Genomic DNA, 25,193 nt, shown 5'->3' on the forward strand with positions numbered 1-25,193 from the left:
GGTTATTACAAACGCCTAAAAGTTCTCCGAACGAACAGAGTTCGAGAGAAATGAATCAAATAAAACTATCAAAAAAAATTAGCTTAACAGCTAACCCAACGCCTCATCATACTATTTTATGGACCGCATTAATTACGCCATTACTTGATGATGGTCAAATCGATTTTCCAAGCCTCAAACAATTAGCTATTAGTCAGTCTGACGCCGGTAATGGTATTGTCTTGCTAGGTAGTACAGGAGAGGGCCTGGCCTTAACATCGCAAGAGCAAGTTAAAATTGTTGAATTTGTTTGCCAATTATCACTCAGCGCACCTTTAATGGTGGCTGTTGGCGGTTATCAGTTAACCGAGCAAATTAATTGGATAACAGCTTGTAATAAATTACCTATTTCAGCCTACTTACTTGGTAGTCCCATTTACGCAAAGCCGGGTGTGATAGGTCAAACGCAATGGTTTAGTGCTTTACTTGATGCCGCCAATTTCCCCTGTATGTTATATAACGTCCCCTCTCGTAGCGGTGTTTCTATTGCTATTGAAACTTTACAGACGGTGCAAAATCATCAGCATTGTTGGGCGTTAAAAGAAGCCAGTGGCGATTTAAATCAGGTACTCGCCTATCGCCAGTATTGTCCAGATATTGCCCTATATAGTGGTGAAGACGCCATGATGCCTTACTTAGCACAAGCAGGTGTAAAAGGGTTAGTTTCGGTTTGTAGTAATGTCTGGCCGGCAGCAACTCATCAATACGTCGAGCTATCACTAGCTGGTGAGACTCAAGGTTTATTTCCACTGTGGCAAAATGCGGTCGATGAGCTTTTTAAGGTGGCAAGTCCCATACCTGTAAAAGTATTAATGCACCAAAATAAAATGATAAACACTCCCTTTTTACGTGCGCCGTTAACCCATTTAGAACTTAACGACTGCAACTCGCTGTTAGCATCAGATAAATTAATTAATCAATGGCTTGAAACTCAAGCTAAGTGATCCCTTTAAGTATTAACATGAGAATTTAAAATGAATTGGCAAGAAACATTAACACAATTAGAAGCAGGTACTGTTCGTGCGGCAAATCAAGATAAAGCAGGAAATTGGCAGGCCAATGTAGCCGTAAAAGAAGCTATATTATCAGCATTTAAAGCGGGCGAAAACATTGCTTTTGATGGCATTTATAAGGGGTTTGTCGATAAACATAATTTACCTGCGCGTGAGTTTACCGCTGACGATAAAGTGCGATTAGTACCGGGTGGTTCTTCAGTTCGCCGTGGTGCGCATGTTGCGCCTGGTGTCATTATTATGCCACCCGCTTACATTAATGTTGGGGCTTTTGTTGATACAGGTACTATGATTGATAGCCATGCATTAATTGGCTCGTGCGCCCAAATAGGTAAAAATGTTCATGTTTCTGCCGCTGTTCAAATTGGTGGTGTTTTAGAACCGGTTGGTGCAAGCCCTGTTATTATCGAAGATGGTGCCTTTCTAAGTGCTGGTGTGGTCATTGTCGAAGGTATTGTTGTTAAAAAAGGGGCTGTTTTAGCGCCAGGTGTCTCACTTTCAGCGTCAGTGCCTGTTTACGATTGTGTGAATGAAGTGATGCTTGAAAAAGGTGCTGATATTCCTGAACGTGCTGTAGTGGTGCCTGGAACACGTCCGGTTTCAGGGACGTGGGCGAAAACGCACGGTTTAAATATGGCTTGTGCATTAATCGTTAAATATCGCGATGAAAAAAGTAATGCCTCGTTAGAGCTCGAGTCTATTTTACGTTAAGCCCTCTAAGGTAAAGCAGGAATATCATGTCTGAGTTAGTCAATATTACCCATTGTTTTGATTCTCCTTCGGCGCTTGAATTAAGCGCTGAGTTAATAAAACAACAACCTGAAAGTAGCCAGCAAGAAGGTTACTTTGTTTATCATCTTGATGCGCTTAAAGCCCATTTAGCCGAACTACAACGCCAAGACGTCATTAAGCTATGGTTTGCGGTAAAAGCGAACCCGTTATCTAACATCATTAAAACCTTAGACGATGCGGGTTTTAATTTTGATGTGGCGAGCAGTGGCGAATTAAATCAAGTCTTAAAGCAATGTATTGCACCCGAACGTATCTTAAATACCGGTCCGGCAAAATCAAAAGCACAAATAACGTCGTTCATTAAACAAGGGGTTAATATTTTTGTTGCTGAAAGTTTGAATCAATTAACTTGGTTAAATGAAGCAGCTATTGAGCATGATGTTAAGCCAAGAGTGCTGTTGCGGGTTCAGTTGCAATGGCCAGAGGGTGAAAAAAACCCTTTAGGGGGAAATTGCCTAACACCATTTGGTTTGTCGATAGTGCAGTGGCAAAGCATTAAAGTCGTTAACTTTCCTGGTATTGAACTGTGTGGCTTACATATTTTTCAATGGGGCAATATGCTCAGTAATGAAAAAATGTTCTCGCTGTGGTCACAAATGGTTGCACCATTAAAAGGTTTAGCTGATGACATAGGTATGCCATTAAAAATCTTAGATTTAGGTGGTGGTTTAGGTATTGATTATTTACAGCAAGGAAAAACACTTTCTTGGCAGAAAATTATTGCTGATTTGGCGATCATAAAGCAGCAGGCAGGTGCCGAAGAGTTATGGTTAGAATTGGGCCGTTTTGCGGTTGCTGAGTGTGGTTATTATGTGGTCCCCGTTGTTGATAGAAAAATGAATTATGGTCAAGAGCAGTTAGTCTTAGCCGCAGGTATTAATCATTTGTTAAGACCGGCGATAACAGAACAGCCTTTTCCGGTAAATTTACTACGAGAGTCTGCACGCGAAAAACAGTTGTTTGATATTCATGGTCCGCTATGCACCAGTATGGACAAATTGGGTAAGTTGCCTTTGCCTGATGATGTATCTGTTGGCGATCAACTGGTATTTGGCTATTGCGGTGCTTACGGTTTTACTGAAAGTATGCCGTTTTTTCTTTGTCACCATATTGCTGCTGAATACGTGTTTAGTCAAGGGACGTTGGTTGAAGTCAGAGCAGCACAACCAGCGGATTGGTATTTAAGATAGCGATAAATACTTCAGCTTAATGTTTAAGATAAAGTGAACAAAATGAATGAAATAAAAAAAGAAGTTATGCATGTTGGTGAAATGGCGAGCGGAGCAGCACTTACCGTTCCTGTTTATCGTATAAAAGGACGTACTGATGCACCCAGTGTTTATATTCAAGCGAATATGCATGGCGCTGAAGTGCAAGGTAATGCGGTTATTTTTCAACTATTAGAATTATTGAAAAACACAAAAATAAATGGCGATATTACCTTAGTACCTTATGCCAACCCTGTGGGTTGTAATCATAAAAATGGTGAATATACCCTTGGCAGATTTGATCCTATCACCGGAGTGAATTGGAATCGGATGTATCACTTTGATGAAAGCATCATCAAGCCGTTTGTTCGTGAATGTATTGGCAAAAAAAATCAAGTTATTGAAGCCAATTTTAAAAAGCTAATGATTGAAAGTATTGAAGAAAAACTTAACCATAATATTTATGGGCTAACGACCGGACAACGCATTGCTTATCAATTACAGCGCTTGGCTCATCAAGCTGACTACGTTTTAGACTTACATACCGGGCCTATTTCAAGTAAACATTTATACTGCCCTGAATATGCGCAAGAAAGCGCTCAGTACTTTGATATTCCACATACATTATTAATTCCTAATGACTTTGATGGTGCCTTAGATGAAGCAACATTCTGCCCTTGGTGGTCATTACAAGACGCTTTTGCTGAATTAGGTATCGAGTTTTCGATTAGTTCAGCGTCTATTAACAAAGAAAGCTTTACCGTTGAATTAGGCTCGCAAGAACAGATTGATCTTGATGTAGCCTTAGAAGATGCTAAAAGCATTATGAATTATTTACAGCATAAAAACGTCATCAACACCACAGAATACCGACCGAAAACGATGATACGTTATGGATGTTATTTAAAAAACTATAAAGCCTTTTATTCGCCAATGGGAGGGATGGTCGATTACTTGGCTGAATTTGGTCAACCATTAGCTGCGGGTGAACCACTGGCGAGAATTTTACGCATGGATAATTATGGTGACGGCGATCCATTGCACTATATTTCATTGGATAAGAAAGTCATTCCTATTTTACATTTTGCCTCGGCGAGTGTGAATCAAGGTACAGAATTATATAAAGTGTTTAGTGAGTATTTTGAGTTTTAATACTGAGTGAATTAGCCTTGATTTATGGATAAGGTATTGACAATGCAGATGTTGACAATACCTTTGAATTTTTTTTTTTTTGTTTTTTTGTTTTTTTGCTTCTTTTGGCGAGATTGCTCGATACTTACGCTAAGCTCTTTGGCTAAAGATTGGACTTCGGGTATAAAATCTTGCATTAACTGTTGTGAAAGTACGATTGAGTTTTGAATAATTAAAGGCATTTTTTTAGTCATACTTCTGCCAATATCTGAACGATAAAATGTTATTAACCCTTGTATTTCTGCTTCAGTAAAATTGTGGCTGTAAATGTCTATCATTGGCTCTTTAAAACTATGCCAATTCATTTTCTCATGAAGAAGGGCACTTACTTTATTCATATATTTATCATCACATTATTTGTTGTATAACACCGCTAATGCTTATATGTTTTTAGCAAGACTTACCTATATCAAGGCCTCTTAACATTCATTAAGAGGCCTTATTTTTTATCAGATAATTTTTCTTATTTTAAACGCTACAGCTTCAAGTGTGTATTGAAGTAATTAGTCATCATGGTTTTAATGTGTAACGTTGTGCCACTGCCTTCGTACAAGCCATGGCTTCGATTCGGGTAAGACATGAAGTCAAACTGACGGTTGTGCTTAACTAATTCATTAATTAGGCGTTCAGAGCCTTGGTAGTGAACATTATCGTCGCCTGTGCCATGAATAAGCAGTAGCTTACCTTGTAAGTTTTTAGCATGGGTAATAGGTGAACCTTGCTTGTAACCTTCGGCAAAGTCAGCTAGTAAACCTGAGTAGCGTTCTTGGTAAATAGAATCGTATAAACGTTGATCAGGCACAGGTGCTAAAGAAATACCGACGTGATATTGCTCAGGATAACGGAACATCATATTTAAGGTCATCGAACCACCGCCAGAATGCCCCCAAATAGCAACATGGTCAGTATCAATATAGTCCCAACGATTTGCCATTGCTGTTAATGCATCAGATTGGTCGCGTGAAGAAAGTACACCGACTGCGCCGTAAATTGATTTGCGCCACTCTCTGCCTTTTGGTGTGCGCGTACCACGATTATCAATAGAGGCTATTATGTAACCCTGTTCAGTTAACATTTGATCCCACATAGCGGCATTGCCACGCCAGTTATCAGTAACCGTTTGTCCCCAAGACTCTCCATAAACATAAAAAATGATAGGATATTTTTTCTTAGGATCAAAATCTGCAGGGCGAATAATATAACCGTCTAAAACGACACCATCTTGTGCTGTTACTTGAAAAAACTCATGATCTGTTTTTGGCAACTGGGCTAATTTATCGATTAATACCTTGTTGTCCATCATCATGTGTTTGGTTTGATGACCTTCAATTTTCACTAAACGTTTCTGCGTTGGTTGGCTAAATGTCGAGTGTGAATGAATCGCCCATTGCCCGTCTGCCGACATTTGGTAACTGTTAGTACCAGCAAATTCTTCAGGAGTGACTCGTTGATTACTTAAACTTCCATCAAGTTTGCTGCGATATAAGTAACGCTGTGCAACATTTTCAGGTGAGGCTATGTAGTACAACCAACCGTTTTCTTCGTCGATGGTTTGAATGCTTATTACATCAAAGTCACCTTCCGTTAAGTTTAAAGCGGTTTTTCCGTCACGTGTTATGTTGAAAACATGGCGCCAACCACTGCGTTCACTTGTCCATAAAAAACTGTTGCCTTGGTTTAACCAGCGAGCATCGTCAAAGAAATCAAGAAAGGTCTCTTCTTGCTCTGTCATCACGGGGGCGACATCACCGGTATTAGCGTTAGCTAAATAAAGAATATTAGTGTCTTGTTTGCGGTTGACATGCTGTACCAATATTTGTTGACTGTTACCTGACCAATTCATGCGTGGAATATACATATCGCGTGAGTTGTTGGGTAGATTGGCCCAGATAGTTTTTGTTGTGGTTAAATTTACTACGCCAACTTTTGGCAATGCATTTGTTTCACCCACTTTAGGGTAAGGAAATTTTGTGATGGTCGGGTAAAGTTCGTCAGTATTATTAATCATAATGAAGTCTTTACTACCACTGGTGTCTAACTGCCAGTAGGCAATTTTTTCACCGTCAGGGCTCCAGCGAAAACCATCCTTAATGGTAAACTCTTCTTCGTAAACCCAGTCAAATAAACCATTGATTTTTCCATCGCCAGCGTCAAATGTTAATTGAGACACCTTATTATTTGCTAAGTCTTCTACATAAATATTGTCTGCAACCACGTAAGCGACTTTACTTGCATCAGGCGAAAATTTTGCAAACATTAATGAGCTTGCTAAGGGCTTCTTGCCACCAAGTTGCATTAATTTATTGGTTTTTATATCTAATAACCAATAATCACCTCGACTGTTTGAACGCCATACTTTTTTACTATTTGTATAAACAAGCAGTTTCTGACGGTCGTCTGACCAAGTGTAATTATCTATAGCTAATGGCTTTTCAGTGCCTTTAGGTGTCAGTTGTTGTGCCGAAATTAATACCGAACGCTGTAAGGTTTCAGGGTTATAAACAACAATGTCACGACCTATGCTGACTTCTTTGCCTTTTTCATCTGTTTTTGTTTTTGCTGATTTTTCAACGATAGTGTAACCACTACCGTCGGCTAACCAACGTAGACGAGAAATATAATCTGAGTTAAATTCACCCTCTTTGTAAATACGTTCAACGGTTAACGGTGCTGATTTTTTAAGGTTAATGTTAGTATTTGTGGTATTTTCTGTGGTGATGTTTTGACAAGCAGCTAATGATACTGCAATAGCAGTGGTCAATGCGGTTGAGCATAGCCAACGAGTTATTTTTATTTTAGGCATAATATTTCCTTAATTTGCGTACAATCACTTTAAATTGTATACAATTAATTGGCAATGCTGTTGGTCGATTAATTTGTCACTTTTACCGTATTTAAATGATCACTTAGCGGTTGAAAAAAGTAAATTTGACCTCACCTATTGCACATCAAAAAACAAAAGGTTGAACCATGAATAACGCACTAGAAATTTCTGGCTTAAAAAAAGTTTATAAAGGTGGTTTTACTGCACTTAAAGGTATCGATCTTACGGTTAAACAAGGTGATTTTTTTGCTTTACTTGGTCCTAATGGCGCAGGTAAGTCGACAACCATAGGTATCATTACCTCTTTGGTTAATAAAACCGCGGGTAGTGTTAAGGTTTTTGGTCATGATATCGATAAAGAACTTGAACAAGCCAAAAGCTATTTAGGTCTAGTCCCACAAGAATTTAACTTTAATCAATTCGAAACCTTGTTAACTATCTTAGTTAATCAAGCCGGTTACTATGGTGTTGAACGTTCTTTAGCATTTAAACGCGCTGAAAAGTACCTGAAAAAACTCGATTTATGGGACAAGCGTAACGATGCAGGTCGTATGCTTTCAGGAGGAATGAAACGTCGCCTGATGATTGCAAGAGCCCTAATGCATGAACCACAGGTACTTATTCTTGATGAACCGACTGCCGGTGTTGATATTGAACTTCGTCGCTCAATGTGGATTTTCTTACGTGAATTAAACAAACAGGGTATTACGATCATTTTAACGACCCATTATTTGGAAGAAGCGGAAATGCTTTGTCGAAATATTGCCATTATTGACTCAGGTGTGATCGTTGAAGATACTGATATGAAATCTTTGCTGTCAAAATTAGACCAAGAAACAATCGTCTTTGATATCGACTCCATAACTCATGCGCCAGAGCTTGATGCATTTACTTGTCGATTGATTGACGACCACACCTTAGAAGTTGATGTAAAAAAGTCGCAACTTATTAATGATATTTTTAGCCAGCTTAACGGACAAAATATTAATGTTCATAGTATGCGTAATAAAAGTAATCGCCTAGAAGAGTTATTTGTCAGTCTTGTGGGTAGTGGGCAAAAAGTTAAACAGGAGAATAAATAGTATGTCATCAAAAAGTAACTTTATTGCTCTGAAAAGCATTTTATATAAAGAAATCAATCGTTTTATGCGTATCTGGGTACAAACACTGGTCCCTCCGGCTATTACCATTAGCTTATACTTTGTTATTTTTGGTGAACTTATCGGTTCGCGCATTGGACAAATGGGCGGGTTTGATTATATGTCGTTCATTGTGCCTGGCTTAATCATGATGAGTGTCATTACCAATTCATACTCCAATGTAGCCTCGTCATTTTTTAGTGCTAAATGGCAACGTAATGTTGAAGAAATGCTGGTTGCACCGGTACCAAATTGGGTGATTGTTGCCGGTTATGTTGGTGGTGGTATGGCACGTGGTATGTTGGTGGGTACGATAGTGACATTAGTCTCTTTATTGTTTGTTGATATTCAAATTCATAATATTTGGGTGATTATTGCCACGGTTAGTTTAACGTCAGCCACGTTTGCCTTAGGCGGTTTGATTAACGCTATTTTTGCTGGTAGTTTCGATGATATATCTATTATACCAACGTTTATTTTAACGCCATTAACGTATCTTGGTGGTGTCTTTTATTCGATCAGTTTACTCCCTGATTTTTGGCAAGGTGTTTCACAATTAAATCCTATCGTTTATATGGTAAATGCTTTTAGATACGGATTTTTAGGCATCAGTGATGTGAGTCTAACATTAGCATTTTCTGTATTAGGGGCATTTATTATTACCTTATATGCGATTGCAATGACACTTATCACCAAAGGAACAGGGCTACGTAGCTAATGACTATCAATACCGATAAAGAGGATGTTAACGTGACGGGTGATTCAAGAGTTATAATCACTAATCAACCTGGCATTCATGAAAAACTTGAAGAAATTGTTGAAAAACATTTACAGCACCGCTCACAAAAGCCTTTTCAAGCACATACCGAGCAAGCGTTTGCCGAAATGGATGCTTTAGTGAAAGCCCATCAAGGGGATATTATTTTAGACTCGTGCTGTGGTGTTGGGCAAAGTACACGTATTTTAGCCAAACAAAATCCGCAGGCTTTAGTGATTGGTGTTGATAAGTCAGCGCATCGCATTAATCGCAATGTAGATGAACTTCTCCATAACGATGGCTCTAAAATTGAGAATTTCCATTTAGTTAGAGCAAATTTGAATGATTTTTATCGTTTAGTTGACCAAGCAAATTGGCCGGTAAATAAACATTATATTTTGTATCCCAATCCTTGGCCTAAATCGAAACATATTCAAAGGCGTTGGCATGGTAGTGCGGTATTCCCACAAATTATTAATATTGGTAAACAAATTATTCTGCGCAGTAACTGGCGATTATACTTAGAAGAGTTTCAATTTGCTGCTGATGTAGCGGGTATTTTAGGTAATATTAGTGTGATTACTAATGAAGAGCCTTTAACGCCTTTTGAAGCAAAATATAAAGCGAGTGGTCAACCTTGCTGGCAGTTATTGCTCAATCGTGAATATCTACCTTTTATTTAATTTTATCAACTATGCTGCTTAGCAAAATTGACAATAAGTTAGTGAAACTCGCTAATTTATTTAATGAGCAGTAAATTATGATTTGAAATTAAGTTTTATTTTGATTAAAAATCAACAATTTAACGTATGTGGCTTAGATCTTGATTACTTTTTGATTAATGAGTAATAATACTCAATCAAAAAGGATATTGAAGATGAATAATTTAATTAAAAAGAATGTATTAATGATGGCGTTGAGTACTTTAGCACTTGTAGAATTAGCGCTAGTTTACGTGGCAACTATTATCTAGTGACTGTATTGCTGGATTTTTCTATGGTAGATAGAAATAAAGTACAAGACATTTCAGTCATTTTTTATTAAAGTGCCGTTTTATGTTTACTTACCAACATGGTTACAGCGGCAAGGTATGACGACGAATAAGCGCACAGCAAAAGCGACTCAAGAGTCTTTACACAGTATTTTTACCATTCCAGAAGCACCTGATTCGACGTTGGGGCTGATCGAAAAAGAAATATCAGAAAATCTTGCTGGTTTTTTAGGTAATCATATTGCTGCTAAAGAACGTGCCTTAAGCGAAATTGAAAAAGATTTCGCTAGCTCGGCTATTCCCGAAGAACCTAGTTTTGTCTCTGATCATACTCGCCATATTTTAGATAAAGTTGTTGCACAATCAGTGCATACATCAAGCCCAAGTTTTATTGGTCATATGACCTCAGCTTTACCTTACTTTATTTTACCGCTTTCTAAATTGATGGTGGGTTTAAATCAAAATTTAGTCAAAATTGAGACATCAAAAGCATTTACCCCACTTGAACGTCAAGTGTTAGGTATGATGCATCGTTTGGTTTATAAAGATAATGACCATTTTTATGAGCAATGGATGCACAGTGCTAACCATTCATTAGGTGCCTTTTGTTCTGGTGGCACTGTCGCCAATTTAACGGCCTTTTGGGTAGCGCGTAATAATTTGTTGAAAGCTGATGGTGATTTCAAAGGTATTGCACGAGAAGGCTTATTTAACGCATTAAAACATTATAAATATGATGGCTTAGTGATTTTAGTGTCTGACCGTGGCCATTATTCACTAAAGAAGTCTGCTGATATCCTAGGGATTGGTCAGGACAGCGTGATATCAATTCCTACCGATGGCCATAACCGCATTGATTGCCAGAAATTGCGTGAAAAATGCCTTGAGTTGAAACAAAGAAACATCCGCGTATTAAGTATTGTTGGCGTTGCTGGTACGACAGAAACAGGTAACATTGATCCATTAGATAAAATGGCTGATATTGCTGAGGCGTTTCAAACACACTTTCATGTTGATGCGGCATGGGGTGGCGCGACATTATTATCAAATAAATACCGTCCACTGCTTAAGGGAATTGAACGCGCTGATTCAGTAACTATCGATGCTCACAAGCAAATGTATGTGCCCATGGGCGCAGGCCTTGTGGTGTTTAAAAATCCGGCTTCTGTGGCTTCTATTGAACACCATGCCGAATATATTTTACGTAAAGGTTCAAAAGATTTAGGCTCACATACCTTGGAGGGATCAAGACCCGGTATGGCGATGTTAGTTTATGCAAGCTTACATATTATCAGTCGACCTGGTTATGAAATGTTGATTAACCAAGGAATTGACAGAGCACGGTATTTTGCAGAACGCATTAATCAGCATGCTGACTTTGAGTTAATAACTGAACCAGAGTTATGTTTATTAACTTATCGTTACAATCCAAAAGCGGTGCAAAACTTATTAGCAAATAGTTCAGCAGTACAACAAGATAATATTAATGATTTACTCGATGACCTGACTAAATTTATTCAAAAACGTCAACGTGAAAATGGTAAATCATTTGTTTCACGCACGCGTATTGAAGTGCAGCGTTATCAAGGTCGAAAAACGGTGGTTTTTCGTGTTGTATTGGCGAATCCATTAACCTCCAATGAAATTCTTAATGATGTGCTAGTCGAGCAACTTGAATTGGCTCAAGAAAGTGAAACCTTTCTACCTGATTTGTTGCCCTTAACTTAGCTTATATTTTGTAACTCTGCTTGAAATGTTTTACTTTTACTTTCGTTATGTAAGTTGTTCCTTTCGTTTTATTATTTATCTCCCTAAAAAATATTGTTTAACTCACTGTTAAGTATGATTATATATATTTTTAATGAATTTTTGTTCTATAAGGTTTCATTTAGATCTATAAATGTTATTTTATTTATGAAAGTTGTTGTGTAATAATTCATACACAATTACATTTTGTGGTGGTAATAATTATGGAATACGACATGAGAAAAACTCCAGTAGAAGTATCTGAACACAATCAAGCTGACATTTCATCGGTTCAACAAGCCTTAATTGAAGCGCAAAAAGAAATTTTAGAATTGCAATCGCAAATTCAATGGTTAGAACGCTCATACGAATAACTTTTTGTCGCGTTTTATCACAGTAAATACAAAAAAGCCGAACGTTATCAAAATAACATTCGGCTTTTTTGATCTTTATTTATTAATACGAGCAGTAAATAATTATCAGAGGAAAACTTGTAAATTATCGATTAACCTTGCTTTACCACAATGTGCAGCAGCGAGGATCACTAATTCTTTATCATTTTTATTGGCAGGTTGTAGTGTTCTTGCATGACAAATATCAATATAGTCAGTTTTCATACCGGCATTATTGATCAAATGAGTAGCTTGTTTTATCAGACCACTAAAGTCGTGGTCCGACTTTATTTGCTGTGCTAGCCATTGAATGTTTTTTGCAAGTGCTGGTGCGATTGCAAGTTGTTCCGGCGTTAAATAACCGTTTCTCGAACTCATTGCTAAGCCACTTTTTTCGCGAACCGTATCGACAGCAATAATATCAATAGCCATTGAAAGGTCTTCAACCATAGTTTTTATCACTTGGACTTGCTGATAGTCTTTTAAACCAAAACACGCGATGTCTGGTTGTACTAAATTAAACAGTTTACACACAACCGTCGCAACACCACGAAAGTGCCCTGGGCGGCTTTCTCCACAGTAACCAACAGATACATTGGGTACATCAACATAAGTCTGCTTATCTAGCCCTTTAGGATAAATCATTTGAGCAGAGGGGATAAAGAGTAAATCAGTGTTAGCAGAGACTAATTGCTGTTGATCGTTGTCGAGCGTGCGCGGGTAATTGTCAATATCTTCATTGGCGCCAAATTGCATGGGATTAACAAATATGCTGGCAACCACTTTGTCAGCGTGACGATGAGCCTCTGTTACTAAAGCTATATGTCCAGCGTGTAAATTGCCCATGGTAGGGACAAACGCTATTTTTAAACCTTGTTTACGCCATTCAGTGACTTGTTGGCGTAATTCGATAATCTCATTTACTATTTTCATATAGGGTATTTTACAATCTATTTAACAAAAATATGTTCGTCACCAGGGAAATTTCCATTGGAGACTTCGCTAATGTATAACTCAATGGCTTTTTTAATGTCACCAGTATCGATCAAAAAATTACGTGAAAACTTCGGCATATAGCTACAGGAAATACCCAAAGCATCGTGCATCACCAAGATTTGACCATCGGTATCTTTACCTGCACCAATACCAATAGTTGGGATTGAAACAGCAGTAGAAATCGCTTTACCTAAATCACAAGGTATACATTCTAAAACTAACAATTGCGCGCCAGCCGCTTCAAGTAACTTAGCGTCGGCGATCATTTTATCTGCTTGTGATTTTTCACGGCCTTGTACTTTAAACCCACCAAATACATTAACAGATTGTGGTGTTAAGCCCAAGTGAGCACAGACTGGAATACCGCGCTCTACTAGGCCTTTAATTGTATCAACCAGCCATTCACCACCTTCCATCTTTACCATGCTTGCACCGGCTTGCATAAGTTTTGCCGCGTTAGTGAAAGCTTGCTCTTTAGTGGCATATGTCATAAAAGGCATATCACTAATGATGAGGGTGTCAGTAACACCACGCTTTACCGACTGTGTATGATAAGCCATATGGTCTATATCAACAGGTAATGTGTCATCTTGGCCTTGTAAAACCATACCCAATGAGTCGCCAATTAAAATAGCGTGAATACCCGCTTGATCGAATAGTTTTGCAAAACTTGCATCATATGCGGTGATGGTAGAAATTTTTTCACCTTGCTGTTTCATTTTTAGCAAAGTTGATGTAGTTATCTTAGCCATATTTAGTCCAAAATTTTTAAGGTTTGAGTAAATACTCAGAGAGCGTATTTGAGTGCGCGTACTTTCGCATAATTGTTAAATTAGCGCAACTTGCTATGAATTTTTAACCCATTTGTCGCAATAGCTTGGCTTAATGCTAAAACAGGCTTGCCATTGGGTAGTGTTAGCTTAGGTGATAACTCTGCAAGTGGTAACAAGACAAATTCACGAAGCTCTAAACCATAATGAGGCACGATTAAGCGTTCGTGGTTAATGGTTTCATTATCGTATAAAAGCACATCTAAATCGAGAATACGTGCTCCCCAGCGATTATCTTTTCGAACACGACCAGCATTATTTTCGATGGCTTGTAATTCGTTAAGTAAATCTAAAGGATTGAGGTCAGTTGTTAATGAGGCAACAGCATTCATATAGTCGGGTTGGTCTTGTGGTCCCATCGGGCGACTAAAATACAGTGAAGAAACACCGTCGAGTGTGGTGTTTTTTATTTGTGCTAAGGACGCAACTGCAAGTTTTATTTGTTTTTGTGGATCAGACAAGTTACTGCCTAATCCTACATAGACTAACGCCATTAATCAGTACTGTTCGATTTGTCTTCGCGAACAACCCGACGTTTTCTAGGGCTTCTACGGCTGGTAGTTCGTGATTGGGCAATACTTTTTATCATCAATTCTTGCGTATTGTGGTCATTCACTTGAAAGTCAGTCCACCACTTTGCTAACTCTTCTAATGCTGGATTTTCAGGTGTTGCTTCTATTTGGGCTCTCAGTAAAAGAAAATCATAACCCGCACGGAATTTCTGATGTTCTAGCGCCTTATAAGCACGTTTACCATCTCTACGACTTAGCTTATCTTGCAGGATCCATATATCTTTCATTACGGCTTGAAAACGTTTAGGGATACCTATACTGCGCTGTTGTTCAGACATTATTTCGCTTAAAGCAGCAAAAAATACATCTTGGGGTGACAGCTGTGGTTGTGCACTACGTAAACGTTCAACATGACTTTGCAGTGGATACCAAAGCATTGCGGCAAATAAGAATGCTGGGGTGACGCGTTGTTCATTATTAATACGGCTATCGGTATTTTCCAGGGCTTGAACGATAAAACGTTCAATATGCGGATGATTGCCTTTACTTAGCATTTGGTCAGTTGCTGGGGAAAAATAGCGAAATAAATCATACTTTCTTAACTGCTGAAAAGTAAGTTGCGCTTTGCCAGCAATAAATAACTTTAAAAATTCTTCGAACATTCTTGCCGGAGGTATGTTTGCCATTAAAGGAGCTAATTCAGCAATTGGCGCTTCTGTTTCTGGGCTAATGGTCATATCTAGCTTAGTGGCAAATCTAATTGCACGTAGCATACGAACCGGATCTTCACGATATCGTGTTTCAGGATCACCAATCAAACGGATTAATTTAGCGTTAATGTCGCCAATACCGTTAGCAAAATCATGTACTTTAAAATCTTTTGCACTGTAGTAAAGTGCGTTAATGGTAAAGTCACGACGTTCAGCGTCTTCTTCGATAGAACCATAAATATTATCACGCAGTAACATGCCGTCTTCACTTTGTTTTGAAGTCTTTTGGCAACTTTGCTCTTTCTCTGGCGCATTTTCATGGTGGCCACGGAATGTTGCTACTTCAATAATTTCACGGCCAAAAACAATATGAGCTAACCGGAAGCGGCGGCCTATTAATCGACAATTGCGAAATAAATCTTTAATTTGTTCAGGAGTCGCATTAGTCGCTATATCAAAGTCTTTTGGCTCTAAACCCAATAATAAATCACGTACACCACCACCGACTAAATAGGCGTCATAGCCACCACTATTTAAGCGGTAAAGCACTTTTAAAGCGTTGTTGCTCATTTTCTTACGAGAAACATTATGCTGGTCGCGTGTTAAAACAGTAGAGCCTGTGGTCGGCTGAATTTTAGTTGAGCTTTTAGCCATTTTTTTAGAGGCTTTGCCCAATACTCTTTTACACAAGTTGATAACACTTTTGATAATACTGGCCTTGATTGGATAATGTGGGAAGTTGAAACATCTTGTAATGCTACGTTTCACTTTTTTATTGGCTACAATAATATATCACGGGGCAATAAAAGAGAATATAAAACGTTTGAAAATTCAACAAACACCCGTTTTACTTGAATATTACTGACAAAATGCTATTTCTTGCTGCTTAGGGATCGCATCTGTAGACCAGTTTTCGATCGCCCACTCTATGATTTGCAAGGCTGAGTAAGCATAAAGATCTTTAGGTGGATGTTGTCCAAGAAAATTAAGGGCTGCGATTAAGGAAGGGGTTGGGTTGTTATTATCAATGGCAGGGGCTTTGTTTTGTTTACTGAGTTTAAAACCAGTTGCATCAACGGCTAATGGAATATGGCCAAACTGTGGCGCTTGATAATCCAGTTGTTGATAAAAACTTAACTGCCTTACCGTTGGGTCAAGTAAATCACAGCCTCGAATAACATGGCTAATATTTTGATAAATATCATCGACTACAACAGCAAGTTGATAAGCAAATAGCCCATCTTTTCTGGCTAAAATAAAGTCTTCTTTGGCAAGCTGTTGCGGACAAAAATAATCACCTTGTATTAAATCATGATAGTGATAAATACCGTGGAGATTACGTAATCGCGTAGCACTATTTGTTTGCGGATGATTTTTATTTCTGCACTGACCTTGATAAATCCCGCCCTGAGCTTTGATTTCAGCGCGTGTACATTGGCAGTGGTAGGTGAGTTTTTGTTCTGCTAATTTTTTTAAAACGTCTCTATATAAATCGCTTTGCTGACTTTGATATAAAACAGGTTCGTCCCAGTGGAGTCCATAAGCATCGAGTGTTGTTAAAATTGCAGCACTGGCGCCGAGCATTTCACGGGGTGGGTCTATATCTTCAATACGAACTAACCATAAACCTTGCTGATTTTTTGCATGTAAATAGCTGGCGAGTGCGGCGATTAAAGAACCAAAATGAAGGAAACCCGAAGGGGATGGAGCAAAACGGCCACGATATTGAGTCGTAGATTTACTCAAATATTGTGGCCGCGTAATATTAATTTTGTCGTGATTCATATAATGAATACGTTAACGTAATATCATTTAATCAAGCAACTAACCTGCTAATTGGCGTTCTTTAATCTCAGCAAGTGTTTTACATTCAATACATAAATCAGCAGTTGGGCGCGCTTCTAAACGACGAATGCCAATTTCAATACCACATGAATCACAGAAGCCAAATTCATCTTCTTCAATCAATTGTAATGTTTTTTCAATTTTTTTAATGAGTTTACGTTCACGATCTCGTGTGCGTAGCTCTAAACTGAACTCTTCTTCTTGAGCTGCTCGGTCAACCGGATCAGGGAAGTTTGCTGCTTCGTCTTGCATATGCATAACTGTGCGGTCAACTTCTTCGCGAAGCTGCACTCGCCAAGCATCAAGAATTTTCTTGAAATGCTCTAATTGAGCAGCGTTCATGTACTCTTCGTTGGCTTTCTCTGCGTACGGCGATACGCCCGCTAATGCTAAAATACCTAGTACTTTTTTGGCTGGCATGCTTATTCTCCTAAATGCTACATCGACCTACATGGCGAAGTTGTTGCTCTTTCATTAAAAGCTACACCCGTGGTTGCAATTGCCAATAATAAATAGACCTGAAATACCCAGTCTATATTGCGTTGCACGAATCATAATTCAAGGCTTTCGTTACAATTAACTTAAAAAATAATTATTTTTCTTTTAAATCAAACGGTTGTGGGTTCGTTCGGAAAAGTGGAAATATTTTTGTATACTATTTTTTAACAATTTATTTTTGAGCAAGCTTTTTTAACAATTTTTGTTAGGGTGAGTCAATGTATTTAACTCTTTTTTTTGGTTAATCCGTTACATTTTCCGCTAATTTTACCGGCAAGACGTCGACCAAAGTCATTTGAATGTTGCTAATATCTTGCTTAAAGCTTACTTTGTAAGCAATAACCTCAACACCCTGCTCCTTAGCCTGTGATAGAAGTTCTGCATATTTAGCGTCAATATGCTGTGCGGCCATAACGCTTTCAATCCCACTATGAAGTACAGCAAATAACAAAATAGCTCGATGACCTTGTTGTTTCATTTGCATGAGTTCACGTAAATGCTTCTGGCCACGAAGCGTGACTGCATCAGGAAAGTAGCCTTGCTTACTTATAGAGCCATCACCTAGCAGAGTAACACTTTTAACTTCTATATAAGTTAACACATCGTTTTCGTCAGTAAGTAAGAAGTCGATTTTACTATTTTCATCACCGTATTTTACTTCTCGTTTTAACGTTTTATAGTTGTGCAGTTCATTAATTGTTCTATTAGTCAGTGCTTCTTCAACTAATTGGTTGGCACGTAGGGTATTTACACATATAAAATGATCATTTTGTGTTTGGGTGATTTCCCAACTGTAGGGATATTTACGTTTTTTATTATCTGAAGTACTATACCAGACAGTATCTTTTTCTGTCGCACAACCGGTCATAGCACCTGTATTGGCGACATGAAGTGTTGTTTCAGTGCCATCTTCTAATATGATATCTGCAAGGAAACGTTTATAACGTTTGATTAAAATCGCTTTTTTAAGATTTATGTTCATTGGAAAAATAAATGATAAGTTTTATTAATGTTACGTTATGTACTGACAAACCGCTAACTTTTGTTAGTGGTACTTAATTGGCCAACAATACTCGCTAGAATTATTGCAAAGTTAGCTGTTTTGATAAAATATTTCTTAGATGTTTTGGTGCTGTCGTTAAAAAGTACAACAAGAAAATCACAATATTATACCGTTAAATAATCCATTTTCCTTGCTGAACGCACTTGTCTAAAGCTGAGGTTTGGCTAGGTTTACATTAATTAAATAACTACTTTTTAAAAAATATCGGCTTTGCTTGATGATAAGTATAAACTAAGTCGTATTAATTTATGATCTTTAGGATAGTTTATGACCCAAGTAACAAATATTCATTTATCAAAGCAAAGTAGTAGTAATAATTGGCAAAGTGACAACCTTGTTCAGTATGTTGATAACGAACTTCATATCTGTTTGAAAGATTCAAGTGGTAGCCCCTTAAGACAGATTCAAAAAGCAGCACGTAGCATTGAGAAACTTGGCGTTAAGCATGCACGTTTATCTGGTGATAACTGGCAAGCTAATACTCAATGGAGTTTTGCACTCGGTTTTACTTGTGTCGGAAAATTAACTAACGTTGAATTTACCGGTAGCAGCGAATGTATCAACAGTTTGAACGATAAATTAGCTGTTTTTGCTTGGAGCCGTGATTTAATTAATCAAACACCTTCTGAGCTATATCCGCTTAAATTGGCTGAGTTAGCAGCAGACTATATTAATGCTCAAGCACCTGCTTATGTCACCAGCAATATTATCTCTGGCGATGAATTGCAACAGCAAGGCTGGGTGGGCATTTATAATGTTGGTAAAGGCAGTATTAATCCGCCGTGTTTATTAGAAGTTGATTTTAACCCAACAGGCGATCCTGATGCGGCTGTATCTGCTTGTTTAGTCGGTAAAGGTATCACTTTTGACAGTGGCGGTTACAGCTTAAAGTCAAACGCAGGAATGTTTGACATGAAATGTGATATGGGCGGTGCTGCAGTGGTTGCGGGAGCTATGGCATTAGCCATTAGACAAGGTTTAAATAAACGCGTTAAGTTATTTTTATGTTGTGCTGAAAATATGGTCAGTAACGATGCTTATAAGTTGGGCGATATTTTAACTTATAAAAACGGTGTAACGATGGAAGTCGCTAACACCGACGCTGAAGGTCGAATAGTACTGGCTGACGGTTTATTAGCAGCAAGCGAAACTAAGGCGCCTCTTATTATTGACGCAGCAACACTAACAGGTGCGGCGGTAATGGCTACTGGTGGTGAATACAATGCTTTATTTACTTTAGACAACCAAGCTGCAGAGCAAGCGAAAAAAGCCGCAGAGCAAGTGAATGAGCCAATATGGCAATTTCCTTTAGCCGTTTGGCATCAAGATAAATGTCCATCTGAATTTGCAGATACGGCAAACAGTCGACCTGTACCGGGTGGCGGTGCTGGCGGTGCAAGTAATGCTGCGGGATTTTTATCTAGATTTGTCGACAATGAAGGAGCAGGTTGGTTACATTTCGATTTAGCGACGGCTTATAATGGCAGTAGCACTAGCTTGTTTAGTGCCGGAGGGACTGGCTTAGGTATTGCCACGATCGCTGAGTTAATTAAGTAATTTTTAATGTGACGTGTTAATCGATATAAAGCACAATAATGAACATTATTGTGCTTTTTTTTAGGCATTTATATATTTACATTCTTAGCGGTTATTTACCTGTTTTAGGCTGGCGAACGAAATATAACAATATGGCTTGAAACGTTTGTGATAGAGTGACCATAAGCTTGTTACCCGACCCTATTTCATAAAATTAAAATGTCTGTTTCTCCATTACCCATAGAAAACATCAAAGCGGAATTTCTTGATGCATTAACTCAGCATCAAACTCTTGTACTATCTGCTCCGCCAGGCGCGGGCAAATCAACAGGCCTACCGTTATGGCTATTAGCACTTGGCCAATTTAAAGGTAAAAAAATATACTTACTTCAACCTCGTCGTTTAGCGGCTAAAACAGTTGCTTGTTTTTTAGCGAAGCAGATAGGTCAGCCGGTCGGGAAAACAGTCGGTTATCGGTTGAAAAATGAAAGTAGGGTATCTGAAAATACTCAATTGGAGGTCATCACTGAAGGTATATTCACCCAAATTATTCAGCATGACCCTGAGCTTGAAAATTGTGCTTTAGTGATCTTTGATGAGTTTCATGAAAGGTCACTGCATGCAGATTTAGCTTTTGCATTAGCACGAGATACACAACAGGGGTTACGAGACGATTTAAAAATATTATTAATGTCAGCAACGTTAGCGACTGCTGAATTACTTAAGCAATTACCCGACGCCGTTTCTCTTGCTAGTGAAGGTCGAAGTTTCCCTATTGATGTTAGTTATTCGCCAGTAAAAAATAGCCGATTATGGCGTGAACACGCGGTTAATATTTGTAAGAATGCAATAAACTCGCACCAAGGTTCAATATTGGTTTTTTTACCCGGTATCGCTGACATTCGTTTTCTTGCTGAAAAGTTAGGTGATTTATTACCCAAGCATTTTTTATTATGTCCATTATATGGCAACTTAACGCTTGCCGAGCAACAACAGGCAATTTCGCCTACCGAGCAAGGGCTTCATAAAATTGTTCTAGCAACTAATATTGCAGAAACGAGTTTAACGATTGAAGGAATTGATTTAGTTATAGACTGTGGTTTAGAAAAAGTCGCCATCTACGACCGGCAAACGCTGACAAATCAGTTACAGCAGCGTAATATTTCTAAGGCCTCTGCAATACAGCGTATGGGACGTGCGGGTCGAATGATGGCAGGTAAATGTATTCGACTTTACAGCGACGAAGATTTTCAGCGCAGGAACGAACAAAGTGCCAGTGAAATTCAACAAGCTGACTTACTTCCTATGATTATAGAGGTTGCACGCTGGGGTGTTAAGCAATTTAACGAACTACCTCTAATAGAACTTCCGACAAAACTACTCGAAACTCAAGCATGGCAAGAATTACAAAAGCTGCAGATACTTGACGATAAAAGAAACTTAACCCCACTTGGCAAAAATGTTGCTGGTTTTGCTTGTCATCCACGTTTTGCTAAAATGATTGTGAGAGCCTCAGCATTAGAAAAAAAACATCACTACTTAGGATTAACAAACCTCGCCGCATTGTTAGCGTCATTGCTTGAAGACCGAGATATATTTCGTGGTGAACGTGCATTTACCGATTGTGACTTACGTCACCGTTTGAGTGAGTTAATTCAGCAATCAACCAGCAAAAAATATCAGTCATTTTTCCTACAAACAAAAAAACACTTACAAAGAATTAATGAAGTTTCAGTATCGAATTTATCAAGCTTACCACTGGAATTAACCGGATTATTACTTGCTTTAGCTTATCCCGAGCGTATTGCTAAACAACGGGCACAATACGGCCATTTTTTAGCTGAAAATGGTAAAGGTCTTATGATCAATGAGCAAGATGCGCTGGCGAGTGAAGATTATATTGTGGCTGCTAACTTAGCTGAATACCAACAAAAATTACAAGTAAGACTTGCTGCACCGGTTGATATTAAACAGCTTATTAATTTGGGAATTATCGCTGAAAAACAAATAAAACAACTTAATTACGATTCGAAAACCCAACGTATAAGTGCGAAGCAGCAAACAGTATTTGGTGCTATTGTCTTGTCAGAAAAACCCAGTAATGAACAAATAAGTGATGAAGCACTAGCTACTTTATGGCAACAACAAATTGAGCAAAATGGTCTGTCCTATCTTCATTGGCGCGAAGCTGATCAAAAATTACTCAGTCGTTGGCGTTGGGTTAATCAAACTCAGCCGCATTTAAATTTTCCTAATGTTGAGGAAAGTGATTTATTACAACACTTAGCGTTATGGTTAGTCCCTTTTATTGGTGCGATTAAAAATAAAAACCAGCTAGATAAAGTAAATTTATCATCGGCATTACTATCATTACTTGATTATAACCAGCAAAAAACCTTCGCTCGTATTGCCCCTGAGTATTTTGTTGGCCCAACAGGAAGACGTTGCCCAATTCGATATAGTGTCGAGCAAGCGCCAATTGTTTCAATGCCTATGCAAGAGCTTTATGGCGTGAGTGTTACCCCTAAGGTTGGCGATGATCAACATAACAGCGATGTTTCCTTGATTATTGAGCTGCTATCGCCGGCAAAGAGACCTATTCAAGTGACGCGAGATCTCATTGCTTTTTGGCAAGGAAGCTACAAGGAGGTACAAAAAGAGATGAAAGCAAAATACCCTAAGCACTTTTGGCCGAATGATCCCGCTAATGCAAAGGCGACTAACCGCGTTAAAAAATATATGTAATGAAGCATTAGCTTTATTAACGGATGAAAATACTATTTAAAATGACTAATAATGTGAAAAAAGAAACCAAAGAAAAGATTGCTACCAGAGCCTCTCGGGTAAGTTGGTGCTGGCGTACTGCTTTGAAATTGTTCATTACCTTTATATTTTTATTTAGCTTTTATGCGGTTTACCTCGACAGTAAAGTGAAAGATAAATTTGAGGGGCAACGGTGGAACATTCCCGTGCAAGTTTATGGCAAAGTTGACAGTTTCAAAGTTGGCGATAATGCTTCACTTGTTCAACTAAAGCAAAATTTACTTTTGTCTGGTTATCAGAGAAAGCAACAGGCGCTCAACCCGGGTGAATTTGCTTTATCAAAGACGACGCTGATTGTTTATCGTCGCGCTTTTGATTTTGGCAACGGTAATACGCACGTAGAGCGCTTCACTATTAATATTGCCGGTAATAAAATACTTTCTTTGTTTAATGAGCAAGGAGCTATTGAAAGTTTTTCATTTGAACCTTACTCACTGGGGCGATTAGTTCCTGAAAACAAAGAAGATAGGGTGATAGTCTCACTACAAAGAGTACCAGAGCAACTTATTGATACCTTACTATTAGTTGAAGACCGTGATTTCTATTTTCATGCGGGTGTTTCCCCATTAGGAATTTTTCGAGCTTTAGTGGCTAATATTCAAGCAGGTAGAACGGTTCAGGGAGGGAGTACCTTAACACAGCAACTGGTTAAAAATATGTTTTTAACCCGTGATAAAACACTCTGGCGTAAAGTTAACGAAGCGGTTATGTCGATTATTTTGGAGCTTAGATATAGCAAAGATCAGCTACTTGAAGCCTATATAAATGAAATCTATTTAGGACAACACTACGCTAATGGTATTTATGGTTTTGGCTTAGCGGCTAAATTTTATTTTGGTCAGCCGATCCAATCTTTAACGATTGAACAAATGGCCATGCTTGTTGGGCAGGTCAAGGGGCCTAGTTATTATGATCCTTGGCGTCACCCTAAAAATGCTAAAAAGCGACGAGATCTTGTTTTACGGTTGATGTATCAAAATGAACTGATCTCACAAAAAAACTATCAAGCGGCCGTCGTATCACCTTTATCTATTCGTAAAACTCGCCGTTTAGCCAATAAAAAGTTTCCTGCTTATTTACAATTGGTCAAAAAAGAACTTTCTGAAAAGCTTTCAGCGTTCCAACAACAAGCGGGTGTTCGAGTTTTTACAGGCTTTTCAATAACAGCACAAATGAATGCAGAACAAACAATAGCTAAGCATATCCCTGAGTTAACAATATTGAACAAAGGCGAGTCCTTACAACTTGCCATGGTGGTTACCGATATCAAGTCAGGTGAAGTAAAAGCCTTAGTTGGCGATAAAAAAGCGGGTTATGCCGGCTTTAACCGAGCATTAGATGCTAAACGTCCCATCGGTTCATTAGTAAAACCCGCAATATACTTGGCCGCTCTAGAGCGTTATCAACAATATAACTTTGCAACCTTATTGAGCGACGAACCTATTGTACTTATCAGTGATGGCGGTAAAGAATGGCGTCCAAATAATTATAATGGAAAATTTGAAAACAAGGTAAGCCTACATGATGCTTTAGTTAGGTCGTTAAACGTGCCAACGGTGAATTTAGGTATGCAACTCGGCTTAGAAAATATTGCCAATATCTTTCACTTACTAGGTTATCCCGAAGATATCGTCACTCGCCCTAGTATGTTATTGGGCTCTTTAAGCTTATCACCATATGAAATTAATCAGCTTTATTTATCTATAGCCAATCAAGGATTTAAGAGTAATAGTCATGCGATTGACCGTATTATCTCGGCACAGGGCGAAACTTTATGGCAATTTGAAGCGCCAGACGAGCAGTTGTTCTCAACTCAAGCTATGTATTTACTTGACCATGCTTTATCACAAGTAACCGAAGTGGGAACGGCTAAGTCGCTTACTTGGCGTTTAGATGGGGCAGCAGTAGCAGGAAAAACAGGTACCACCAATGATCAAAGAGACAGTTGGTTTATTGGTTATGATAACGAAAACTTAGTGACGACTTGGCTAGGTCGTGACGACAACAAACCGACCAACCTAACAGGCAGTAGTGGCGCTTTAGTGCTATTTGCACAGTTTATGAATAAAAACGGTGTGGTTAACAAAAGTCGTTTAATGCCTGAAAATATTGCATTAACTAATTTTGAATCTTCCAGTGGTATCGCCGTCAGTATCGAGTGTGCTGAAATGATTAGTTATCCGGCAATAACGACAGGTCTTTTAATAGAGCCGCATTGTTTAGGAAAAAAGCTGACAGAAAAGAAGAAAAAGTTATCTTGGTTTGAACAACTTTTTACTGATTAGCAT

At 38.4% G+C, this 25,193-nt stretch carries 21 protein-coding genes; 12 read left to right on the forward strand and 9 right to left on the reverse strand.

The features are described 5' to 3' along the window. Window positions 1–50 precede the first annotated feature (50 nt). The 4 genes from dapA to H4J67_RS08045 are packed head-to-tail and all read left to right on the forward strand — an operon-like array spanning window position 51 to window position 4,204. Window positions 51–983, forward strand: coding sequence for a 4-hydroxy-tetrahydrodipicolinate synthase (gene dapA / locus H4J67_RS08030; RefSeq protein WP_182175351.1), 933 nt, complete (start codon window positions 51–53; stop codon window positions 981–983). Window positions 984–1,013: 30 nt separating this feature from the next. Continuing rightward, the gene (locus H4J67_RS08035; protein ID WP_182175353.1) at window positions 1,014–1,763 is read left to right on the forward strand and encodes a 2,3,4,5-tetrahydropyridine-2,6-dicarboxylate N-succinyltransferase; all 750 of its coding nucleotides are present in this window, start codon (window positions 1,014–1,016) and stop codon (window positions 1,761–1,763) included. 26 nt (window positions 1,764–1,789) lie between these two features. Then, on the forward strand, window positions 1,790–3,034 hold the full coding sequence (locus tag H4J67_RS08040) for a PLP-dependent decarboxylase (RefSeq protein ID WP_182175355.1): 1,245 nt from the start codon (window positions 1,790–1,792) through the stop codon (window positions 3,032–3,034). Window positions 3,035–3,067: 33 nt separating this feature from the next. Then, window positions 3,068–4,204, forward strand: a complete 1,137-nt coding sequence (locus H4J67_RS08045) for a succinylglutamate desuccinylase/aspartoacylase family protein (protein WP_404842782.1) — start codon at window positions 3,068–3,070, stop codon at window positions 4,202–4,204. Window positions 4,205–4,215: 11 nt separating this feature from the next. Here the strand turns inward: H4J67_RS08045 and H4J67_RS08050 are convergent, their stop codons facing one another. Both H4J67_RS08050 and H4J67_RS08055 read right to left on the reverse strand, forming a co-directional pair. Then, entirely contained in the window at window positions 4,216–4,581 is a 366-nt protein-coding gene (locus H4J67_RS08050; protein ID WP_182203434.1) for a DUF2059 domain-containing protein, read from the reverse strand. Between the two features lie 137 nt (window positions 4,582–4,718). Next, window positions 4,719–7,046 carry a S9 family peptidase gene (locus tag H4J67_RS08055; protein WP_182175361.1) on the reverse strand — a complete coding sequence of 776 codons (2,328 nt, stop codon included), beginning with the start codon at window positions 7,044–7,046 and terminating at the stop codon, window positions 4,719–4,721. Window positions 7,047–7,213: 167 nt separating this feature from the next. Between H4J67_RS08055 and H4J67_RS08060 the strand changes: the two genes are divergently transcribed. From H4J67_RS08060 to H4J67_RS08080, 5 genes are all read left to right on the forward strand, one after another. Beyond that, window positions 7,214–8,149 (forward strand): ABC transporter ATP-binding protein, encoded by a 936-nt coding sequence (locus H4J67_RS08060; RefSeq protein WP_182175363.1) that lies wholly within the window; start codon window positions 7,214–7,216, stop codon window positions 8,147–8,149. A 1-nt stretch (window position 8,150) separates the two neighbouring features. Further along, on the forward strand, window positions 8,151–8,924 hold the full coding sequence (locus H4J67_RS08065; protein WP_182175365.1) for an ABC transporter permease: 774 nt from the start codon (window positions 8,151–8,153) through the stop codon (window positions 8,922–8,924). Then, window positions 8,924–9,646 (forward strand): tRNA (guanosine(46)-N(7))-methyltransferase TrmB, encoded by a 723-nt coding sequence (locus H4J67_RS08070; protein ID WP_182175367.1) that lies wholly within the window; start codon window positions 8,924–8,926, stop codon window positions 9,644–9,646. Before H4J67_RS08065 ends, H4J67_RS08070 begins: the two co-directional genes overlap by 1 nt. A 407-nt stretch (window positions 9,647–10,053) precedes the next feature. Further along, entirely contained in the window at window positions 10,054–11,682 is a 1,629-nt protein-coding gene (gene panP, locus H4J67_RS08075) for a pyridoxal-dependent aspartate 1-decarboxylase PanP (RefSeq protein ID WP_182203436.1), read from the forward strand. Between the two features lie 254 nt (window positions 11,683–11,936). After that, window positions 11,937–12,074 (forward strand): hypothetical protein, encoded by a 138-nt coding sequence (locus tag H4J67_RS08080; protein WP_182175371.1) that lies wholly within the window; start codon window positions 11,937–11,939, stop codon window positions 12,072–12,074. A 105-nt stretch (window positions 12,075–12,179) separates the two neighbouring features. On the opposite strand, the gene panC is transcribed toward H4J67_RS08080, so the two are convergent. From panC to sfsA, 7 genes are all read right to left on the reverse strand, one after another. Further along, a complete protein-coding gene (gene panC, locus H4J67_RS08085) occupies window positions 12,180–13,025 on the reverse strand; it encodes a pantoate--beta-alanine ligase (protein ID WP_182175373.1) in 846 nt (281 codons plus the stop codon). Between the two features lie 17 nt (window positions 13,026–13,042). Beyond that, a complete protein-coding gene (gene panB, locus H4J67_RS08090) occupies window positions 13,043–13,840 on the reverse strand; it encodes a 3-methyl-2-oxobutanoate hydroxymethyltransferase (protein ID WP_182175375.1) in 798 nt (265 codons plus the stop codon). Between the two features lie 80 nt (window positions 13,841–13,920). Beyond that, window positions 13,921–14,412 (reverse strand): 2-amino-4-hydroxy-6-hydroxymethyldihydropteridine diphosphokinase, encoded by a 492-nt coding sequence (folK, locus tag H4J67_RS08095; protein WP_182175377.1) that lies wholly within the window; start codon window positions 14,410–14,412, stop codon window positions 13,921–13,923. Next, window positions 14,412–15,794: a polynucleotide adenylyltransferase PcnB gene (gene pcnB / locus H4J67_RS08100; RefSeq protein WP_182175379.1), complete on the reverse strand. Its 1,383-nt coding sequence runs from the start codon at window positions 15,792–15,794 to the stop codon at window positions 14,412–14,414. Before pcnB ends, folK begins: the two co-directional genes overlap by 1 nt. A 204-nt stretch (window positions 15,795–15,998) precedes the next feature. Continuing rightward, the gene (gene gluQRS, locus H4J67_RS08105) at window positions 15,999–16,925 is read right to left on the reverse strand and encodes a tRNA glutamyl-Q(34) synthetase GluQRS (protein ID WP_182175381.1); all 927 of its coding nucleotides are present in this window, start codon (window positions 16,923–16,925) and stop codon (window positions 15,999–16,001) included. Window positions 16,926–16,964: 39 nt separating this feature from the next. After that, window positions 16,965–17,405 carry an RNA polymerase-binding protein DksA gene (gene dksA, locus H4J67_RS08110; protein WP_182175389.1) on the reverse strand — a complete coding sequence of 147 codons (441 nt, stop codon included), beginning with the start codon at window positions 17,403–17,405 and terminating at the stop codon, window positions 16,965–16,967. Between the two features lie 319 nt (window positions 17,406–17,724). Continuing rightward, entirely contained in the window at window positions 17,725–18,465 is a 741-nt protein-coding gene (gene sfsA / locus H4J67_RS08115) for a DNA/RNA nuclease SfsA (RefSeq protein ID WP_182175391.1), read from the reverse strand. Between the two features lie 348 nt (window positions 18,466–18,813). Here sfsA and pepB point away from each other — a divergent pair, with 348 nt between their 5' ends. The 3 genes from pepB (at window position 18,814) to mrcB (ending at window position 25,190) form a co-directional block, all read left to right on the forward strand. Beyond that, entirely contained in the window at window positions 18,814–20,103 is a 1,290-nt protein-coding gene (pepB, locus tag H4J67_RS08120; RefSeq protein WP_182175393.1) for an aminopeptidase PepB, read from the forward strand. A 198-nt stretch (window positions 20,104–20,301) separates the two neighbouring features. Next, a complete protein-coding gene (gene hrpB, locus H4J67_RS08125; protein ID WP_182203438.1) occupies window positions 20,302–22,827 on the forward strand; it encodes an ATP-dependent helicase HrpB in 2,526 nt (841 codons plus the stop codon). Window positions 22,828–22,880: 53 nt separating this feature from the next. Further along, complete coding sequence (gene mrcB, locus H4J67_RS08130) at window positions 22,881–25,190, forward strand: penicillin-binding protein 1B (protein WP_310650657.1); 2,310 nt, start codon at window positions 22,881–22,883, stop codon at window positions 25,188–25,190. Window positions 25,191–25,193: the final 3 nt, after the last annotated feature.

Source organism: Colwellia sp. BRX10-4 (genome assembly GCF_014077465.1).
Lineage (GTDB): Bacteria > Pseudomonadota > Gammaproteobacteria > Enterobacterales > Alteromonadaceae > Colwellia_A.

Bases quoted from the DNA above. Each gene is read 5' to 3' on its own strand.
- H4J67_RS08070 (WP_182175367.1), top strand. From the start codon at position 8,924: ATGACTATCAATACCGATAAAGAGGATGTTAACGTGACGGGTGATTCA.
- H4J67_RS08050 (WP_182203434.1), bottom strand. From the start codon at position 4,581: ATGAATAAAGTAAGTGCCCTTCTTCATGAGAAAATGAATTGGCATAGT.
- panB (WP_182175375.1), bottom strand. From the start codon at position 13,840: ATGGCTAAGATAACTACATCAACTTTGCTAAAAATGAAACAGCAAGGT.
- H4J67_RS08055 (WP_182175361.1), bottom strand. From the start codon at position 7,046: ATGCCTAAAATAAAAATAACTCGTTGGCTATGCTCAACCGCATTGACC.
- H4J67_RS08065 (WP_182175365.1), top strand. From the start codon at position 8,151: ATGTCATCAAAAAGTAACTTTATTGCTCTGAAAAGCATTTTATATAAA.
- panP (WP_182203436.1), top strand. From the start codon at position 10,054: ATGACGACGAATAAGCGCACAGCAAAAGCGACTCAAGAGTCTTTACAC.
- gluQRS (WP_182175381.1), bottom strand. From the start codon at position 16,925: ATGAATCACGACAAAATTAATATTACGCGGCCACAATATTTGAGTAAA.
- sfsA (WP_182175391.1), bottom strand. From the start codon at position 18,465: ATGAACATAAATCTTAAAAAAGCGATTTTAATCAAACGTTATAAACGT.
- panC (WP_182175373.1), bottom strand. From the start codon at position 13,025: ATGAAAATAGTAAATGAGATTATCGAATTACGCCAACAAGTCACTGAA.
- folK (WP_182175377.1), bottom strand. From the start codon at position 14,412: ATGGCGTTAGTCTATGTAGGATTAGGCAGTAACTTGTCTGATCCACAA.
- H4J67_RS08060 (WP_182175363.1), top strand. From the start codon at position 7,214: ATGAATAACGCACTAGAAATTTCTGGCTTAAAAAAAGTTTATAAAGGT.
- H4J67_RS08080 (WP_182175371.1), top strand. From the start codon at position 11,937: ATGAGAAAAACTCCAGTAGAAGTATCTGAACACAATCAAGCTGACATT.
- hrpB (WP_182203438.1), top strand. From the start codon at position 20,302: ATGTCTGTTTCTCCATTACCCATAGAAAACATCAAAGCGGAATTTCTT.
- H4J67_RS08035 (WP_182175353.1), top strand. From the start codon at position 1,014: ATGAATTGGCAAGAAACATTAACACAATTAGAAGCAGGTACTGTTCGT.
- dapA (WP_182175351.1), top strand. From the start codon at position 51: ATGAATCAAATAAAACTATCAAAAAAAATTAGCTTAACAGCTAACCCA.
- H4J67_RS08040 (WP_182175355.1), top strand. From the start codon at position 1,790: ATGTCTGAGTTAGTCAATATTACCCATTGTTTTGATTCTCCTTCGGCG.
- pepB (WP_182175393.1), top strand. From the start codon at position 18,814: ATGACCCAAGTAACAAATATTCATTTATCAAAGCAAAGTAGTAGTAAT.
- pcnB (WP_182175379.1), bottom strand. From the start codon at position 15,794: ATGGCTAAAAGCTCAACTAAAATTCAGCCGACCACAGGCTCTACTGTT.
- dksA (WP_182175389.1), bottom strand. From the start codon at position 17,405: ATGCCAGCCAAAAAAGTACTAGGTATTTTAGCATTAGCGGGCGTATCG.